Genomic DNA, 17,127 nt, shown 5'->3' on the forward strand with positions numbered 1-17,127 from the left:
AGGCGACATGGCGAGGCGACAACGAAAACGCCCCGGCGAAAGCCGGGGCGCTTCCTTATCTTTCGGCGTCTGGTCGGATCAGATCGGCAGGATCGCCGTACCGAACGCCCGCTTCAGTTCGTGGGCGGCGAAGGTCTGAGCCGCCGCCGCATCCGGCACGACCGCCGCCATGCCGAAGAACTCGTGCGTCGAGCCGTGGAAGGTCTTGTGACGCACATCGACGCCCGCCTGCTCCAGCTTCTCGGCCAGCAGCTCGCCCTCGGTGCGCAGCGGATCGATCTCGGCGCAGATCACCGTCGTCGAGGGCAGGCCCGACAGATTTGCCTTCTCGACGATATTGATGCGCGGGTCCTGAGCATCGGCCTCGTTGGCGAAGATGTGTTTCACGAACCACTTCATCATCATCTTGTTGAGCGGCTTGGCGTCGGCGTTCTCGACGTAGGACTCATTGTCCATGTCCACGCCGGCGACCGGATAGACCAGCACCTGATGTTTGGGCGCCGGCAGGCCGGCGTCGCGCGCCATCATCGACACGCCGATGGCCAGGTTGCCGCCTGCGCTTTCGCCCATCACCGCCACCTTCTGCGGGTCGCCGCGGAAGGTCTGCGCATTCTCCAGCACCCAGCGATAAGCCGCCAGGGCGTCGTCGTGGGCGGCGGGGAAATGATGTTCCGGGGCCTGGCGATAATGGACCGAGACCACGATCACATCGGCCATCTTGGACACGCCGCGCGGGCCGCCGTCATAGACGTCCAGATCCGCGATCACGAAGCCGCCGCCGTGGAAATAGACGACGACCGGATGCAGCTTGTCTTCGGAATGGTCGTGCGGCTTGTAGATGCGCGCCTGGATCGGGCCGGCCGCGCCGGGAATAGTGATGTCGCTGGTCTTGACGCCCATGTCGTCGCTGGGGTCCTTGCCGTCCTTGCGCAACAGCGATTTCACCGCATCGGTCGGGGTCGGTTGCTGGCGAGCCTCCTCGGGCGACAGGGTCTCAATCGGCTTGCCGCCGAGGGACGCGAGTTCGTCCAGCACCTTCTGCATCGGGCCATCGGCCTTGGCGGGCGTATCGCGCGGCTTGTCGCTGTCGCCGAACAGCTTGTCTATAATGGACATTTTCGCATTCCTGGGTTTGGTGTCGAGGTTCGGAACGACAACCCGCCGCACGCAACCTTGTTCCCGGCCCGCTTGACTTGGCGCTTGAGTCGATGCCTTAGGTCGCACGCTCTCGCGGGAGAGATCGGGCGCTGGAAACAGGGTTCGACGCCGAAGGCGCAACCGCCCCGGAAACGCTCAGGCAAACGGACCGCGAAGCATACGGACGCTGGAAAGTCGCCCATTCGGGCGCGCCGACGGAGCAAGGCGACATGATTTGGTCGCCGGAATCTCTCAGGCTTCAGGACAGCGGGGGCGCGAGGACGGCGGAGCTCCGCCACAACACGCGACCGTGAAAGCCTGAACCATGACCGACCAGACCCTGAAGACCACGCCTTTGAACGCCGCGCACCGCGCGCTGGGCGCCCGCATGGTGGGCTTCGGCGGCTATGACATGCCGGTCCAGTACGAAGGCGTTCTGGCCGAGCACCGCTGGACGCGGGAACATGCCGGTCTGTTCGACGTCTCCCATATGGGCCAGTGCAAGATCACCGGCGAGGATGCGACCGCCCAGTTCGAGCGGTTCGTGCCCGGCGACTACGCGATCCTGAAAGCTGGCAAACAGAAGTATTCGCTGCTGCTCAACAAGGACGGCGGCGTCATCGACGACCTGATGGCCGGACGGCCGGATCACGACGGCATGTTCGTCGTCGTCAACGCCGGCAACAAGGACGAGGACTTCGCCTTCTGGGAAGCCAACCTGGAAGGCGACGCCAAGCTGACGGTGCTGGACCGCGCGCTGATCGCCATCCAGGGGCCGGAAGCCGCCGAAGTCATGGCCGCGCACGAGCCGATCCTGGCCGAAATGGGCTTTATGGAATGCGCCCGTCTGATGCTGTTCGGCGCCGACTGCTACGTCTCGCGCTCGGGCTACACCGGCGAAGACGGCTATGAGATTTCGGTCCCGGCGGACCAGGCCGAGCGCATCTGGAACACCATTCTGGAAGACGCTCGCGTCAAGCCGATCGGCCTGGGCGCCCGCGACAGCTTGCGTCTGGAAGCCGGCCTGCCGCTGCACGGCCACGACATCGACCCGACCACCTCGCCGGTCGAAGGCGCCCTGACCTTCGCCCTGTCCAAGTCGCGCAAGGAACGCGCCGATTTCGCCGGCGCCGACCGCATCCTGAAAGAACTGTCCGACGGCCCCGCTCGCGCTCGCGTCGGTCTGATCGTCAAGGAAGGCGCCCCGGCCCGTGAGGGCGCCGAGATCGCCGACGCCGACGGCGCCGTGATCGGCAAGGTCACCTCTGGCGGCCCCTCCCCCACCTTGGGCAAGAATATCGCCATGGGCTACGTCCCGCCGGCCCATGCCGCCCTGGGCACGGCGCTGAAGGTCATCGTGCGCGGCAAGACCGCCGCCGCCGAAGTCGTCGCCATGCCCTTCGTGGCTCAACGCTATTACCGCAAACCCAAAGCCTGAGAGATCAGACCATGAAGTTCACCAAGGATCACGAGTGGGTCAGCCTGGACGGCGACATCGCCACCGTCGGCATCTCCAAACACGCCGCCGACGCCTTGGGCGACGTGGTGTTCGTCGAAGTGCCTGAAGTCGGCAAGACCGTCTCGAAGGGAGACAGCTTCGCCGTGGTCGAGAGCGTCAAGGCGGCGTCGGACGTCTACGCCCCCGTCTCGGGCGAGGTGGTCGAGGCGAACGACGCCCTGTCGACCGCCCCGGAAACCGTTAACTCGGCAGCCGAGGCCGACGGCTGGTTCGCCAAGATCAAGGTTTCGGACGCCTCGCAACTGGACGCCCTGATGGACCAGGCCGCCTACGACGCCTTCCTCGCCACCCTCTAATCTCAAACTCCGTCACCCTCGGGCTTGACCCGAGGGCCGGACGATCAACCACTCGTGCGAAGCCTTTGACGCACGAGCCGCACAACATCCGGTCCTCGGGTCAAGCCCGAGGATGACGGGTGAAGGAAACCGGCAATGCGTTACCTCCCCCTGACGCCCGACGACCGCACGGCGATGCTCGCCGCCATCGGCGCGAAATCCATCGATGATCTGTTCGTGGACGTGCCCCAGGCCGCCCGTCTGGACGGCCCCGTCGATCTGCCGCGCGTCGCAGGCGAGCTGGAGGTCGAGCGCGCCCTGTCCGCCATGGCGGCCAAGAACGCCACGGCCGGCGCCGTGCCCTTCTTCTGCGGCGCAGGGGCCTACAAGCACCACGTCCCGGCGACGGTGGATCACGTGATCCAGCGCTCGGAGTTCCTGACCAGCTACACCCCCTACCAGCCGGAAATCGCGCAGGGCACGCTGCAGTACCTGTACGAGTTCCAGACCCAGGTCGCGAACCTGACCGGCATGCCGGTCGCCAACGCCAGCCTTTATGACGGTTCGACCGCCATGGCCGAGGGCGTGCTGATGGCGACCCGCGTGACCCGCCGCAACAAGGCGGTGATCTCGGGCGGCGTCCACCCGCACTACATCAAGGCGACCGAGACCGTGGTTCACGCCGTCGGCGTCGAGACCCTGGCCCTGCCCGCCGCCGTCGACGGCGAGGCCGCCGCCATCGACCAGATCGGTCCCGACACGGCCTGCGTCGTGGTTCAGACCCCCAACGTCTTCGGCACGGCGACCGACGTGACAAAAATCGCCGAGGCCGCCCACGCCGCCGGCGCCCTGCTGATCGTCGTGGTCACCGAAGCCGTGTCCATGGGCCTGCTGAAATCGCCCGGCGAGATGGGCGCCGACATCGTCGCCGCCGAAGGCCAGTCGATCGGCAACGCCTTGAACTTCGGCGGCCCCTACGTCGGCCTGTTCGCCACGCGAGAGAAGCTGATCCGCCAGATGCCCGGCCGTCTGACCGGCGAAACGGTGGATGCCGACGGCGAACGCGGCTTCGTTCTGACCCTCTCGACCCGCGAGCAGCACATCCGCCGCGACAAGGCGACGTCGAACATCTGCACCAACTCGGGCCTATGCACCCTGGCCTTCACCATCCACATGAGCCTGCTGGGCGAGACGGGTCTGCGCAAGCTGGCCCTGCTGAACCACGAAAAGGCCGTCGCCACGCGCGACGCCTTGGCCGCCATTCCGGGCGTCGAAGTCCTGACCGACCGCTTCTTCAACGAGTTCGCGGTGCGCCTGCCCAAGAACGCGGCCGAGGTCGTGGATCAGCTGGCCGCCCATCACGTCCTGGCCGGTGTGCCCTACAGCCGCCTAGCCCCCGGCGCCGGCATGGACGACGTTCTGCTGGTCGCTGCGACCGAGACGACGCTGGATGCCGACATCCAGATTCTCGCCAAGTCGCTCTCCAAAGTCCTCGGCGCGTAAGGGATACTGACCATGAGCACCATGAACACCGTCGGCCGCCCGACCGCTCCGAACCCCGTCCAGACCAAGCCCGCCACCCTGACCGGCGGACGCGGCCTGTTGCAGAACGAAGCCCTGATCTTCGAGGGCGACGGCTGGGGCAAGACGGGCGTCGATCTGCCGGAACCCAAGACGGACGGCTCCGATCTGGGCGACTTGCTGCGCAAGGATCCGATCGGCCTGCCCGGCCTGTCGGAGCCCGAAGCCATGCGCCACTATGTGCGCCTGAGCCAAAAGAACCACGCCATCGACCTGGCCATCTATCCGCTGGGATCGTGCACGATGAAGCATAACCCCCGCCTGAACGAGAAGATGGCCCGCCTGCCGGGCTTCTCCGACATCCACCCGCTACAGCCGATCTCGACGGTTCAGGGCGCGCTGGAGCTGATGGACACCCTGGCCCACTGGCTGAAGACCCTGACCGGCATGCCCGCTGTCGCCCTGTCGCCCAAGGCCGGCGCGCACGGCGAACTGTGCGGTCTGATGGCGATCCGCGCCGCCCACGAGGCTTCGGGCCAGCATGAGAAGCGGCGCAAGGTTCTGGTGCCCACCAGCGCCCACGGCACCAACCCCGCCACTGCCGCCTTCGTCGGCTATTCGGTGGTCGAAGTGGCCCAGACCGAGGACGGCCGAGTGGACGTCGCCGACCTGGCGTCGAAGCTGGGTGACGACGTCGCCGCCATCATGGTGACCAACCCCAACACCTGCGGCCTGTTCGAGCGCGACATCCTGGAGATCAGCCGCCTGACGCATGAGGCCGGCGCCTATTTCTACTGCGACGGCGCCAACTTCAACGCCATCGTCGGCCGGGTTCGTCCGGGCGACCTGGGTGTGGATGCGATGCACATCAACCTGCACAAGACCTTCTCGACGCCCCATGGCGGCGGCGGTCCGGGCGCGGGTCCGGTGGTCCTGTCCGAAGCCCTGGCCCCCTTCGCCCCCGCCCCCTGGGTCGTGCATGACGACGGCGGCTATCGCCTGATCGAGCGCGAAGAGGACGAGGCCGAGCAAGCCTTCGGCCGTCTGTGCGCCTTCCAGGGCCAGATGGGCATGTACACCCGCGCCCTGTCCTACATGATGTCGCACGGCGCCGACGGCCTGCGTCAGGTCGCCGAGGACGCCGTCCTGAACGCCAACTACATCAAGGCCCGGCTCAGTGACTTGATGTCGGCCGCCTTCCCCGACGGCCCCTGCATGCACGAGGCCCTGTTCGACGACGAGTGGCTGAAGGGCACGGACATCACCACGCTCGACTTCGCCAAGGCGATGATCGACGAGGGCTTCCACCCGATGACCATGTATTTCCCTCTGGTCGTCCACGGCGCCATGCTGATCGAGCCGACCGAAACCGAGTCCAAGGCCGAGCTGGACCGCTTCATCGAAGCGATGCGCGCCCTGGCCGGAGCGGCCAAGGCGGGCGACGTCGATCGCTTCAAGGGCGCGCCCTTCCACGCGCCGCTGAAGCGCCTGGACGAGACCCGCGCCGCCCGCTCGCCGGTTCTGCGCTGGACCGCGCCGGAAGGCTCCAACAAAGCGGCCTGAACCCGAAGTCGCCCCTTCCTGCGGGAAGGGGCTGACGCGGGGCTGATGCATCGCTAGGTCATGTCCATGACCTGGACGACCAACGACATCCCCGACCTTTCCGGCCGACTGGCCATCGTCACCGGCGCGACCGGCGGGCTGGGGCTGGAAACCGCCATCGTGCTGGCCGGCAAGGGCGCGGAGGTCGTGCTGGCGGCCCGCAATCCCGACAAGGGGGCCGAGGCCGAACGGCTGATCCGGTCTCGTCATCCGAACGCGGCCGTGCGGTTCGATCTGCTGGACCTCGCCAGCCTAGCCTCTGTCCAGGCCTTCGCCGAGCGCCATCTGGCGACGGGACTCCCCATCGACATCCTGATCGACAACGCGGGCGTCATGGCCCTGCCGACGCGCCAGACGACCGTTGATGGATTCGAGATGCAGTTCGGGACCAACTACTTGTCCCACTTCGCCCTGGTCGGCCGCCTGCTGCCACTGATGACGGCTGCAAAGGCCCGCGTGGTCCAGCTGTCCAGCGTCGCCCACCGCAGCGGCCATATCCGCCTGGACGACCTGAACTATCAGACCCACTACAGCCCCTGGCCGGTCTATCAGCAGTCCAAGCTGGCCATGCTGATGTTCGCCGTGGAGCTTCAGCGCCGCAGCGACGCCCACGGCTGGCGCCTGACCAGCGTGGCGGCCCACCCCGGCTTCGCCCGCACCGACCTGATCGCGAACGGTCATGCCGGCAAGCCGAGCCTGTTCGCGCGCGGCGCGCGGTTGCTGGAGGCCGTGCTCAGCCATTCGGCCGCGGACGGCGCCCTGCCGATCCTGATGGCCGCGACCCTGCCGAACCCGACGCCCGGCGGCTATTACGGCCCCACCGGCTTTCAGGAGATGAAGGGCCCGCCCGGCGTTGCGGTGATCAAGCGCCAAGCCAAGGACGCCGATGTGGCCAGGCGTCTTTGGTCGGAATCGGAACGTCTGACGGGCGTGACCTACGGCTGACGGCGCGGAGCGTGTCCGTCGCGCCACGGCGAGGGGAGATCGTCTGTTCATGACCAAAGCTTCACCCGCCGGACATCCATCCGCCGTGGACGCAGGGCGTTAAGGGGTCTTGTGGCAAGGTCGTCACGGTCGCCTTTTCCTTTCCCGACGAGGGATCGCGCGCCCGTGGCGATCGTTGTCATGACGATTCTCCTCCCCATCCGGCGTATTCGTGACCTCACTTCCCGTTCCCTTCGTCCGTTCAGACAAGCCGCGCCCCTCGACGTTGCGGGTCGTCAAACGCTGGGCGCTCATGATCGGCGGCCTGTTCGTCGTGCTCCTGGGCATTCTGATCGCCCCCCTGCCCGGCCCTGGCGGCATTCCCGTCATCGCCGTTGGACTGATGCTGATCCTGAAAAGCTCGTTCTGGGCCAAGCGCCAGTTCATTCGCGCCCAATATGCGCGGCCGAAATGGGTCTATCCCTTCCGTCGCCTGATGCGGAAGAAGCCCGAGTTCGCGCCCGTCTTCTGGCAACAGGCGCTGCGGGCCGAGAAGATCATGACCAAAAGCTCCAGCCGTCGCCTCTCGCGTGGCCGTAAGAGCGTCCGGCGCTATTTCCGCAAGCTTTTCCGCTAGTCGTCGCCTGATTTCGCGGTTGCGTTGCTGCAACCGCTAACCACAGGATCGTGAACACCGCTCTCCCAAGTCAGGCGTATCCTGTCTGCGCGTTATCAGAGAACCACTTATGCGTTGGGAGGCGCTAAGGTCATGATGTCACGCGTACAAAAAGGTCTGATCGCCGGGGTTGCGGCGACCGTGGCCGTCTCACTGCTCGAAATACCCAATCTGTTCCTCAACTGGTTCGATCCCTTCCAGGGGGTCATCGCCAGCATGATCGGCATGCCCGGCAATCTGGCCGTCGGCTGGCTCGTCCATGTCATCAGCGGCGTCTTTATCCTGGGGCCGCTGTTCGCCGTCCTGTGTCCCCGCTTGCCGACGGATACGCCCGAGACCAAGGGCATCGTCTTCGCCGTCGGCGCATGGATCCTGATGATGGCCGCCATAGTGATGTTCGGGAACTACCGCACCTTCACGGCGGGCGCGGGCTTCGGCACCTTCGCCTGGCTGCTGATCACCCACGCAGTCTTCGGCATCGTGCTGGGCAACGTCTATGCCCGGCTGGTGGCGCGCGACAAGCGGATGGGCGCAACCATCATCGGCGGCGCCCACGCCCACTGATCACGGCTTGATCGACCAAGAAAAGGGCCCCCGACGGCGACGTCGGGGGCCTTGTTTCATTCAGGACCAACCCTGATCAGTTCAGGCGATCGCCGATCTGGGCGACGGCGCTGTCGAGCAGCGGATCCTTGGCGCCGCTGGCGAGGCGCGCGGCCAGAACCTGTTCCGCCGACTTGGCGGCCAGATCGGCGGCGGCGGCCTTCACCTCGGCCGAGGCCTGAGCTTCGGCTTGGGCGATGCGGGTTTCAGCCATCTTCTGGCGACGGGCCAGGGTCTCTTCCAGCTTGGCCTTGGTCTCGACTTCCAGGCGACGGGCGTCGGCTTCGGCCTGAGCCATCATCTCGGCGGCTTGGGCTTCAGCCTCGGCCTTCTCCTTGCGGATTTGGGCCAGCAGGGCTTCGGCCTCGGCACGCAGGCGCGCGGCTTCGTCCAGGTCGGCCTGGATCTTGACGGCCTTGGCGTCCAGAGCCTTGCCGGCCATCTTGGGCACGCCCGCGGCGATCAGGATGCCGAAGAAGATGATCAGGCCAATGCCGACCCAGATTTCCGCATTGGCGAAGCTCCAGATGCCGTGTTCGAAGATCAGGTTCATCAGGCGGCTCCCTTGACGGCGGCCAGCTCGGCGGCGGTCGCGGCCTTGCCGGTCAGACGTTCGACCATGGCGGCGGTCGTGTCGGAGGCGATGGTGGAGACATTCGCCATGGCGGCGTCGCGCGTCTTGCCGATCGAGGCTTCCGCCTCAGCGATGCGGGCGTTGACCACGGCTTCTTCGGCGGCCTGACGGGCGTTCGCTTCTTCGGTCACGCGCGCCTTGGCGGCGGCGGCCGTGGCGCGGGCGTCAGCGCGAGCCTTGGCGACTTCGGCCTGAGCCTGGGCGGCCTGTTCAGCGGCTTCAGCCTGAACCTGACGCGCGGTCGCAACGGCGGTGGAAATGGTGTCGGCCCGTTCGTCCATCACCTTGCGAAGGCGTGGCGCGAAGACCTTGGAGACCAGAACATACAGGATGACGAACAGGATCAGCAGATAGCCGATCTGGCCCGCCCAGTGTTCGAACTGGAATTGCGGCAGGCCGCCCGAGCCGTGCTCGGCGGTGGTCGCCGTCTCGGCGTGCAGGTCCGCTTCGACCGAAGGCGGGACCGCGTCGATGGTGTGGGTGCTGGCCATGAACCGTCTACTGCAGGATCAGATGAAGCGGCGCGCGGGCGAACCCCGCGCGCCGTGATCGACTGATATCAGCCGAAGATCATCAGGATGCCGAGCACGAAGGCCAGGATGCCCAGGGCTTCGGCCAGAGCGGCGCCGACGAACAGGTTGCCGACTTGGCCGGCGGCGGCCGACGGGTTGCGCAGGGCGCCGGCAAGGAAGTTGCCGAAGATGTTGCCCACGCCCAGGGCCGAACCGATCATGCCCAGGGTGGCGAGACCAGCGCCGATGTACTTCGCGGCTTCAGCGTCCATGATTGTATTCCTAGATTAAAGTCGTTGGTGGTTGGGGTGAAGAGACTGGTCCGGCCCTTTAGTGGGCGTGGTCCAGGTTGACCACATCGTTCAGATAGATGCAGGCCAGAACGGCGAAGACGAAGGCCTGGAGGAAGGCCACCAGGAACTCCAGAGCGGTCAGGGCGACGACCATGCCCAGCGACAGGGCCGCGACCGGGAAGGCCAGCAGACCGATGCCGCCGCCCAGGCCCAAGAGGCCCAGCGACACGACGAAGCCGGCGAAGATCTTCAGCGCGACGTGACCGCCCAGCATATTGCCGAACAGACGCAGCGCCAGGGTAACCGGGCGAAGCAGGAAGGACACAAATTCGATCAGGCCGACCACCGGGCGCAGCGCCAGCGGCGCGCCCATCGGCCAGAACAGCTTGAAGAAGCCCAGACCGTTCTTGGCGAAGCCGACGACCAGCACCAGGCCGAAGGTGATCAGGGCGAAGGTGGCGGTGATGGCCAACTGCGAGGTCGCCGTAAAGGTCAGGAACAGACCCAGGATGTTCATGCCCAGGATCAGGATGAACAGGGTGAAGATGAAGGGGAAATACTTGCGGCCTTCGTGACCGATGATGGAATCGGCCAGATTGTCGATCAGGCCGAACAGGCCCTCGCCGGCGGCTTGCAGCCGGCCGGGCACGACCTGGGCGTTCGCGGTCACGGCGGCCAGGAAGCCGACGATCAGCACGAAGGCGACCGTCATGGCGATGTGCGAGTTGGTGATCGCCAGATCGACCGTCCCCAGCACAGGCAGGGTGACGTCGCCAAGGTCGACGACCTTCTGAATCGCAAACTGATGAATCGGATCGGCCATGAAGCCCTATCGTTCCCCGTCTTCGTCGGCCTCGACGTAGGGCTCGGCCGGAGCCGTCGTCCCTTGCGCCTTGGCCTGCGCCATCAGCCGGTTGGCTGTGCGACGCGCCATGTAAATCGACAAGGCGAAGCCCAAAAGGACCCCGCCGATCAAACCCCACGGACGGGTCCCGAGGGCCCAGTCTGCGATCGCTCCGAACGCCAGCCCCACAAAGACGCCGCCGAGAAGCTCGGCGATGATCTTGTAGGCCTGACCCGACACCTGATGGCCGGTCAGTTCGGCGGATTTCTCCGCCGTGGTCCGCGCCTCCAATGCGGATGCGCTGTCTTGGAGGCGTTTGATCGCCTCTTCGCGCGATTCCGACATGGGGGATAGGACCTGTGCGTTCGGCGTCCAGACAGTGCGTCCGGACGGGTCTGAATTCGGCGCGGAAACTAATCGTGAGCGGCCTACAGGTCAAGGCGTCGTGATTATAGCCTAAGACATTGTAGAATATCGACTTTCCATTCGCGCCCGCGCGCCGTGACGATGCGCCGCTGCTGTGGGCGACAGAATCCGTCGCATCCGCCCTTCGGCTCCGATGGCGGTCAGCGCCGCAAACGACTAGGTTCGCCGCCATGAATGCGCATGTTCCCGTCCCTAACGCTCCGCTTCGCCCGCTCTCGGTGAGGCTGGCCACCCCGAGGGGCTTTTGCGCCGGGGTCGATCGCGCGATCCAGATCGTCGAGCGCGCGATCGAAAAGTTCGGCGCCCCCGTCTATGTGCGCCACGAGATCGTCCACAACAAACATGTGGTCGAGCGGCTGAAGGCCATGGGCGCGGTCTTCGTCAAGGAACTGGACGAATGCCCTGACGACCGGCCGGTCGTCTTCTCGGCCCACGGGGTGCCCAAGTCCGTGCCGGCGACGGCGCGGGCCCGGGAACTGGTCTTTCTGGACGCGACCTGCCCCCTGGTGTCCAAGGTCCACGTCGAGGCCGAACGCCATCATGCGGCCGGCCGCCACATCATCCTGATCGGCCACGCAGGCCACCCCGAGGTCGTCGGCACCCTGGGCCAGTTGCCGCCCGGCGCCATCACCCTGGTCGAGACCGAAACCGACGCCGAATCGTTCGAACGCCCCGGCGACGCCCCCCTCGCCTATGCGACCCAGACCACCCTGTCGGTGGACGACACGGCGGGCATCCTGAAGGTGCTGAAGCGCCGCTTCCCCGAACTGCCCGATCCGCACAAGGAAGACATCTGCTACGCCACGACCAATCGCCAGGACGCCATCAAGGCGCTGGGCGAGGGCTGCGACCTCGTGCTGGTCGTCGGATCCAAGAACTCGTCTAATTCGGTGCGCCTGGTCGAGGTCGCTATGCGCGCCGGCGCCCCGGCCGCTTATCTGGTGGACGATGCGTCCCAGGTGGACTGGTCCTGGTTTGACGGCGTGAACACCGTCGGCGTCACCGCCGGCGCCTCGGCGCCCGAGCCGCTGATCGAGGCACTGGTCGACGCCATCCGGGCGCGCTTTGACGCCACCGTGACCGAAGACGACGGCGCGCGCGAAACCGTCACCTTCAAACTGCCGCGCCTGCTGACGGCCTAGGCGACCGCCTTCAACGGCAGAACGACGCGGAAGGTGCTTCCGGCGCCGGGCGCGGTGACGATGTCGATCTTGCCGCCCATCAGGGCCGCGAGACCGTGCGCCGCCGTCAATCCCAGTCCCAGCCCCTCGGCCGTGCGCGTCGCGCTTTCATCGCCCTGGGTGAAGGCTTCGAACAGGCGCGCCGCCTCTGCTGGCTCCATGCCTGGCCCGGTGTCCTCAACCTCCAACGCCAGACCCGCGCCCGCAACGGCGCGCAGCATCACGCCGCCGGTTCGCGTGAACCGCACCGCATTGTCCGTCAGCGCCGCCATCAGCTTTTCGATGTGCACCGGATCGCCCAGCCACTCGCCTTCGGCCGCCTCGACCTTGACCTTCAGTCCCTTGACCTCGGCCGCGCTGCGAAAATCGTTAGCGACGCGCTGCAGGAGGTTGTCGGGCCGGAAGGGTCGGGTTTCCAGCGTCACCGCCCCGTCGCGAAGCCGCACGACATCCAGCAGTTCCTCGACCAGCCGCAGCTGCTGACGCCCCGACGCCTTCAGGATTTCGAGCCGCTCGCGCTGTTGCGGGGTCACCAGATCGGCCCCGATGATCTCGGCCATGCCCAGAACGCCGTTCAGGGGCGTACGCAGTTCGTGACTGACGTTGGACAGGAACCGCGTCTTGGCCCGGTTGGCCGCCTCGGCCCGCTCCAGCGCCGCCGACAGGGCCACTTCCGACGCCCTCAGACGCCGCACATCCTTGGTCGTTGTCCATAGCAACGACCCCGTGCCGATCAACAGGACCACGAACAGCAGCAGCAGCAGCGGCCCGGCTTTGGTCAGAATCTGATAGCCCGGCTGTTCTGGCGCCCAGACGACACGGCCTAACAAAACGCCGCCAGCATCGCGGACATCGACGCCGATCATACCTTCGGGCGGCTCTGCATCACCGGGCTGGAAGTGAATCCGGTCCAGCGCCAGCCGCGTTCGCAAGAGATTGAGCTCGCCATTGAACGGTTTGAACGACGCCACGACCGGATCGGACGCCGGCGTCGATCCGCTCGCCGTATGCCGCACCACAGTAGAAGCCCCCAAGACGTACACGTCGTCGCCGACGCGCACGAACGCCGCCTTCAGTCGCACGCCAGCATCAGCGGTAACCGTTCGGTCGCGGCCTGCGGCATCGGCCCGGAGCGCGTCGATCAACGGCCGGGCGGCTTGACCGAAGGGCTCGCCAACCTGCGCCTCGGCCGGTCGGCCCAGGGTGCTGATGCGAAACAGCCGCCCCGTACCATCATAGCCCAGGGTGAACTGATGCTTGTGTTGCGCGGCGTAGAAGGCGCCGAAGTTGCGATCGTACCAGCCCACATCAGCCCACGTCATCCGATCAACGGCCTCGTCCCAGATGGAGGCGGTGGTCAGGTTCTCACCAATGGTTTCCAGCGCCCGCGTCAGGCGCAACTTCACCAGATCCTCTTCCTTGCGCGCCTGGTGCGCATCGATTCCGCGACTGACGATGGCCAGAACCCCGGCCATGCCGATGACGGACGAGAGCATCAGGATCAACGCGATCCTGAACGTGCTCCACGCCTGCCAACCCGTAATCGCTGTCACGCCACTCATATGGTCTGGCTTAAAACGTGCAGACTAAGACGTCGTGAACATACCCCTGGGTCAGCTTCGCTCGCCGACGAAATCCTGCGCGAACTCGGGCGCCTCGTCGTCCAGCGGCAGGGTTCCGTCCTCGTCGTCCGCCTCGGAGGCGCGGCTGGGGTCGGGCACCTCGAATCCGACCGGCAGCGACAGGTCCAGCAGGCCCGCCGCCTTCATCTCCTGCACGCCCGGCAGATCATACAGGGTCGCCAGGCCGAAATGCTCCAGGAACCGGTCGGTGGTCGCATAGGTGACGGGCCGTCCCGGCGTGCGCCTGCGTCCGCGCAACCGCACGAACCCCATCTCCAGCAGCAGGTCCAGGGTGCCCTTGGAGATGCTGACGCCGCGCACGCTCTCGATCTCGGCGCGGGTGACGGGCTGGTGATAGGCGATGATGGCCAGGGTTTCCAAGGCGGCCTTGGACAGCCGGCGCGGCTCCTCGCGCTCCTGCGTCATCATGAAGGCCAGGTCGGGCGCGGTGCGGAAGCGCCAGCGGTCGGCGACGCACTCCAGCTCGACCCCTCGCCCCTCATAGCGGGCGCGCAGACCCGATATGGCGCGGGCGACATTGCAGTTTTCGGGCAGGCGCGCAGCGATCTCGGCCGCCGTCAGCGGCCCGGCGGCGGCGAACAACAGGGCCTCGACCCGCCGCTCGATCTCGGCCTCGTCGGGTTGGAAGGCGAGGTCGCTCACCCCGTCAGCTCCAGCGGCTGGCCCGGTCCGCGCCGCTTCAGATACAGGTCCGCGAACGCCTCGCTTTGCCGAATGTCCATCGCCCCCTCCTTTACCAGCTCCAGACTGGCCGAGAGGGTCGAGGCCGTAAAGCTGGCCTGGCTGGGCCCCTCCTCGTCCTCACGATGGGGCGCGACCTGTTCCAGCGGCGTCCAGTCGGCCAACTTCGGCATGATCTCGCGCAGCCAGTCGCGGGCGGCTTCCAATGGAAAGGCTTCGACCCGCTGGCCGGGGGCATAGCGCCGGGCCTCCTCGCGCCGGCGCTGCACCACATAGGCGCTCATCAGTTCGTACAGGCTGGCGTCGATACGATCCGACGGCACGATCACCGTCGCCTCGGGATCGCCGCGCGTGAAGACGTCGCGCTTCAGCTGGGGCCGCGCCATCAGCTGTTCGACGGCCTTTCGCATCGCCTCCAGCTTCTGCAGCCGGAACGCCAGGGCGGCGGCCATTTCCTCAGCCGGCGGCTCTTCGGCCTTGCCCTTGTCGGTGCGCGGCAACAGCAGGCGCGACTTCAGATAAGCCAGCCACGACGCCATCACCAGATAGTCCGCCGCCAGGGCGAAGTTGCGCCTGCGCGCCTCGTGCACGAAGGCCAGATACTGTTCCGCCAGCTGGGTGATCGACAGCTTCAGCAGATCGACCTTCTGGTTTCGCGCCAGGGCCAGCAGGACATGCAGCGGTCCCTCATAGCCCTCCAGATCGACGACGAAGGCCTCGCGCTCCTCGACCTCCTCGGCGTTGAAATCCAGATTGGGCTGGAAAGACTCCGTCATAGGTCTTTAGGCCTGCGCCTCACCCACATCCGGCCCCTTGGCGACGTCCATCCGACCGCCCATGGCCTTGAAGAAGCGATCGTGGCCCGCGACGGGATCCAGCGGCTCGGGCGTCCGCACAATCCGGGCCAGCGCGGCTTCCGCCCGGCGGCGCGCCCCGCCCTTCAGCGGTCCGACGCCCTCGGCGACCTGGCGCATTTCGTCCATATCGCCGTTCCAGTGGACGACGAGATCGCACCCCGCCTTCAGGGCCTTGTGCGCGCGCTGGGTCAGCGAGCCCGAAAGGGCGTTCATCACCAGATCGTCGGACAGCAGCAGACCGCCGAATCCCAAGCGCTCGCGGATCAGGCGAATGGCCTTCTTGGACTGCGTCGCCGGATGTTTGCGATCGATCGCGGTGAAGACGATGTGCGCCGTCATGCCGATCGGCATGTCCGACAGGGCCTTGAATGGCGCAAAGTCCCAGGCGTCCAGCGTGTCCAGATCGGCGTGAACCGTCGGCAGATCCTTATGCGTGTCTGCAAAGGCGCGGCCATGGCCCGGCATATGTTTGATGCATGGCAGGACCCCGCCCGCCAGCAGCCCCTCCGCCGCCGCCCGGCCCAACACCGCGACCGTCTCCGGATCGACGCCATAGGCCCGGTCGCCGATGATGTCGTGGGCGCCGGGGACCGGCACGTCCAGCACCGGCAGCAGATCAACGGTCACCCCGACCTCGCGCAGATCGTGCGCCATCAGACGTGCGCCCAGCCGCGTCAGCTCACGCGCCTGCGCCAGCTCGTTCGTCGCCTTCAAATAGGCGGCGCCCGGCGGATATTTGGGCCAGTGGGGCGGCCCCATCCGCTGGACCCGACCGCCTTCCTGGTCGATCAAGACCGGCGCGTCGGGATCGCCGATGGACGCCCGCAGTTCGTCCGTCAGGGCCCGCACCTGTTCCGGCGTGCCGATATTGCGCCGGAACAGGATGAAGCCCCAGGGTCGGACCTCGGCGAAGAAGGCCTTTTCGTCCTCCGTCAGCCGATGTCCCAGGCAGCCATAGATGGCGGCGGACGTCACCGGACGATGCAGTCCCGGCCCGCCGCCTTCAGCGCGTTGCAGAAGGCCACCGCCCGTTCGCGCGACAGGCCCGAGAAGGCTGTGCGGTACAGGGTCGATCCGCTGGACGAGGTCACTTCCGTGACCCGCTTTTCAGCGCCGGAGACATACGAACCGAACCGGCCGGCGACGGCGGCGTATTCGCGGTCCGCGATCTCGGTCGAGGAGAAGGCGCCGATCTGCACCGAGGCCGATCCGCCTGTCGCGGCCGGAGCCTTGGTCGCCGGCGCAGCGACGGGCGCGGTCGCCGGGGTCGTCGGGCGCGGCGTCGGCGCAGCCGGCGTCACGGCCTTGGCGGGCGGCAGGCCCTGGCCGGTCGGTGCGGCGGTCGGGGGCGCGGCCGGACGCGGCTGGGGCGCCTCGGGCGGCGGGGTGAAGGTCACGGGCGCATCGGTCGTCTCGGTCTCGTCGCGATAGACGCGCACCCCCTCGGCCGGGTCGATCGGCTGGGCGTCGATGGGCGCGGCGGTCTTCATCTCCCCGACCGGCTGACCCACGGCCGGCGGCGCGTCGGTCGAGGCGCGCATGCCGGAACGATAGAAGAAGATCACCGCCACGATCAGCAACAGCAGGACCACCGCGCTGATGATCAACGTCACCGGCGGCGCCTTGCTCCCGCCCGCGCCGACATTGCGGCCGTTGCGCGGATCATAGCTGTTGCGGCGGAACGGCAGGTCGTCGTCGGTCGGCGGCGTATAGGCGCCCCGGCCGGGTTTGTTGTCGTCTTCAAAGGACATGGTCGCGCTCCGCCGTCTGTGGGCGCGAATCGGCGCGCCGAACGATCA

General features: G+C 66.9%; 19 protein-coding genes and 2 riboswitches. Of the genes, 8 read left to right on the forward strand and 11 right to left on the reverse strand.

What is annotated here, in order from left to right; translation table 11 throughout:
• Positions 1-78 precede the first annotated feature (78 nt).
• Complete coding sequence (locus JX001_RS13775) at positions 79-1,116, reverse strand: alpha/beta hydrolase (protein WP_205681432.1); 1,038 nt, start codon at positions 1,114-1,116, stop codon at positions 79-81.
• A gap of 105 nt (positions 1,117-1,221) precedes the next feature.
• A riboswitch (glycine riboswitch) is annotated at positions 1,222-1,319 on the forward strand.
• Positions 1,320-1,322: 3 nt separating this feature from the next.
• A riboswitch (glycine riboswitch) is annotated at positions 1,323-1,407 on the forward strand.
• Between the two features lie 55 nt (positions 1,408-1,462).
• On the opposite strand from JX001_RS13775, the gene gcvT reads away from it, so the two are divergent.
• The 7 genes from gcvT (at position 1,463) to JX001_RS13810 (ending at position 8,218) form a co-directional block, all read left to right on the forward strand.
• Positions 1,463-2,575 (forward strand): glycine cleavage system aminomethyltransferase GcvT, encoded by a 1,113-nt coding sequence (gene gcvT, locus JX001_RS13780; RefSeq protein WP_205681433.1) that lies wholly within the window; start codon positions 1,463-1,465, stop codon positions 2,573-2,575.
• 11 nt (positions 2,576-2,586) lie between these two features.
• Positions 2,587-2,952, forward strand: coding sequence for a glycine cleavage system protein GcvH (gene gcvH, locus JX001_RS13785; RefSeq protein ID WP_205681434.1), 366 nt, complete (start codon positions 2,587-2,589; stop codon positions 2,950-2,952).
• A gap of 135 nt (positions 2,953-3,087) precedes the next feature.
• Positions 3,088-4,434: an aminomethyl-transferring glycine dehydrogenase subunit GcvPA gene (gcvPA, locus tag JX001_RS13790; RefSeq protein ID WP_205681435.1), complete on the forward strand. Its 1,347-nt coding sequence runs from the start codon at positions 3,088-3,090 to the stop codon at positions 4,432-4,434.
• Between the two features lie 12 nt (positions 4,435-4,446).
• Positions 4,447-6,015: an aminomethyl-transferring glycine dehydrogenase subunit GcvPB gene (gene gcvPB / locus JX001_RS13795; protein ID WP_205681436.1), complete on the forward strand. Its 1,569-nt coding sequence runs from the start codon at positions 4,447-4,449 to the stop codon at positions 6,013-6,015.
• Positions 6,016-6,081: 66 nt separating this feature from the next.
• Positions 6,082-6,999 (forward strand): SDR family oxidoreductase, encoded by a 918-nt coding sequence (locus JX001_RS13800; RefSeq protein WP_205681437.1) that lies wholly within the window; start codon positions 6,082-6,084, stop codon positions 6,997-6,999.
• Between the two features lie 211 nt (positions 7,000-7,210).
• Positions 7,211-7,615, forward strand: coding sequence for a PGPGW domain-containing protein (locus tag JX001_RS13805; RefSeq protein WP_241004656.1), 405 nt, complete (start codon positions 7,211-7,213; stop codon positions 7,613-7,615).
• A 132-nt stretch (positions 7,616-7,747) separates the two neighbouring features.
• Positions 7,748-8,218, forward strand: a complete 471-nt coding sequence (locus JX001_RS13810; protein ID WP_205681438.1) for a DUF6789 family protein — start codon at positions 7,748-7,750, stop codon at positions 8,216-8,218.
• Positions 8,219-8,294: 76 nt separating this feature from the next.
• Here the strand turns inward: JX001_RS13810 and JX001_RS13815 are convergent, their stop codons facing one another.
• The 5 genes from JX001_RS13815 to JX001_RS13835 form a co-directional block, all read right to left on the reverse strand.
• Entirely contained in the window at positions 8,295-8,810 is a 516-nt protein-coding gene (locus tag JX001_RS13815) for a F0F1 ATP synthase subunit B (protein WP_205681439.1), read from the reverse strand.
• On the reverse strand, positions 8,810-9,382 hold the full coding sequence (locus tag JX001_RS13820) for a F0F1 ATP synthase subunit B family protein (RefSeq protein WP_165115817.1): 573 nt from the start codon (positions 9,380-9,382) through the stop codon (positions 8,810-8,812). Before JX001_RS13820 ends, JX001_RS13815 begins: the two co-directional genes overlap by 1 nt.
• A gap of 68 nt (positions 9,383-9,450) precedes the next feature.
• Positions 9,451-9,675: a F0F1 ATP synthase subunit C gene (locus JX001_RS13825; RefSeq protein WP_017505298.1), complete on the reverse strand. Its 225-nt coding sequence runs from the start codon at positions 9,673-9,675 to the stop codon at positions 9,451-9,453.
• 58 nt (positions 9,676-9,733) lie between these two features.
• Positions 9,734-10,519 carry a F0F1 ATP synthase subunit A gene (locus JX001_RS13830; protein WP_017505297.1) on the reverse strand — a complete coding sequence of 262 codons (786 nt, stop codon included), beginning with the start codon at positions 10,517-10,519 and terminating at the stop codon, positions 9,734-9,736.
• Positions 10,520-10,525: 6 nt separating this feature from the next.
• Positions 10,526-10,885, reverse strand: a complete 360-nt coding sequence (locus JX001_RS13835; protein ID WP_017505296.1) for an AtpZ/AtpI family protein — start codon at positions 10,883-10,885, stop codon at positions 10,526-10,528.
• A gap of 251 nt (positions 10,886-11,136) precedes the next feature.
• On the opposite strand from JX001_RS13835, the gene ispH reads away from it, so the two are divergent.
• The gene (gene ispH / locus JX001_RS13840) at positions 11,137-12,108 is read left to right on the forward strand and encodes a 4-hydroxy-3-methylbut-2-enyl diphosphate reductase (RefSeq protein ID WP_205681440.1); all 972 of its coding nucleotides are present in this window, start codon (positions 11,137-11,139) and stop codon (positions 12,106-12,108) included.
• On the opposite strand, the gene JX001_RS13845 is transcribed toward ispH, so the two are convergent.
• The 5 genes from JX001_RS13845 to JX001_RS13865 form a co-directional block, all read right to left on the reverse strand.
• Positions 12,105-13,643, reverse strand: a complete 1,539-nt coding sequence (locus JX001_RS13845; RefSeq protein ID WP_241004846.1) for a sensor histidine kinase — start codon at positions 13,641-13,643, stop codon at positions 12,105-12,107. The genes ispH and JX001_RS13845 overlap by 4 nt on opposite strands.
• Positions 13,644-13,760: 117 nt before the next feature.
• Positions 13,761-14,432: an SMC-Scp complex subunit ScpB gene (gene scpB, locus JX001_RS13850; protein ID WP_205681442.1), complete on the reverse strand. Its 672-nt coding sequence runs from the start codon at positions 14,430-14,432 to the stop codon at positions 13,761-13,763.
• Complete coding sequence (locus tag JX001_RS13855) at positions 14,429-15,247, reverse strand: segregation and condensation protein A (protein WP_205681443.1); 819 nt, start codon at positions 15,245-15,247, stop codon at positions 14,429-14,431. The genes scpB and JX001_RS13855 overlap by 4 nt, the downstream gene beginning before the upstream one ends.
• Before the next feature lie 6 nt (positions 15,248-15,253).
• Entirely contained in the window at positions 15,254-16,303 is a 1,050-nt protein-coding gene (nagZ, locus tag JX001_RS13860; protein ID WP_205681444.1) for a beta-N-acetylhexosaminidase, read from the reverse strand.
• Positions 16,300-17,079 (reverse strand): SPOR domain-containing protein, encoded by a 780-nt coding sequence (locus JX001_RS13865; RefSeq protein WP_205681445.1) that lies wholly within the window; start codon positions 17,077-17,079, stop codon positions 16,300-16,302. The genes nagZ and JX001_RS13865 overlap by 4 nt, the downstream gene beginning before the upstream one ends.
• Positions 17,080-17,127 lie beyond the last annotated feature (48 nt).

The sequence above is a fragment of the Brevundimonas fontaquae genome (assembly GCF_017086445.1).
GTDB lineage: Bacteria > Pseudomonadota > Alphaproteobacteria > Caulobacterales > Caulobacteraceae > Brevundimonas > Brevundimonas fontaquae.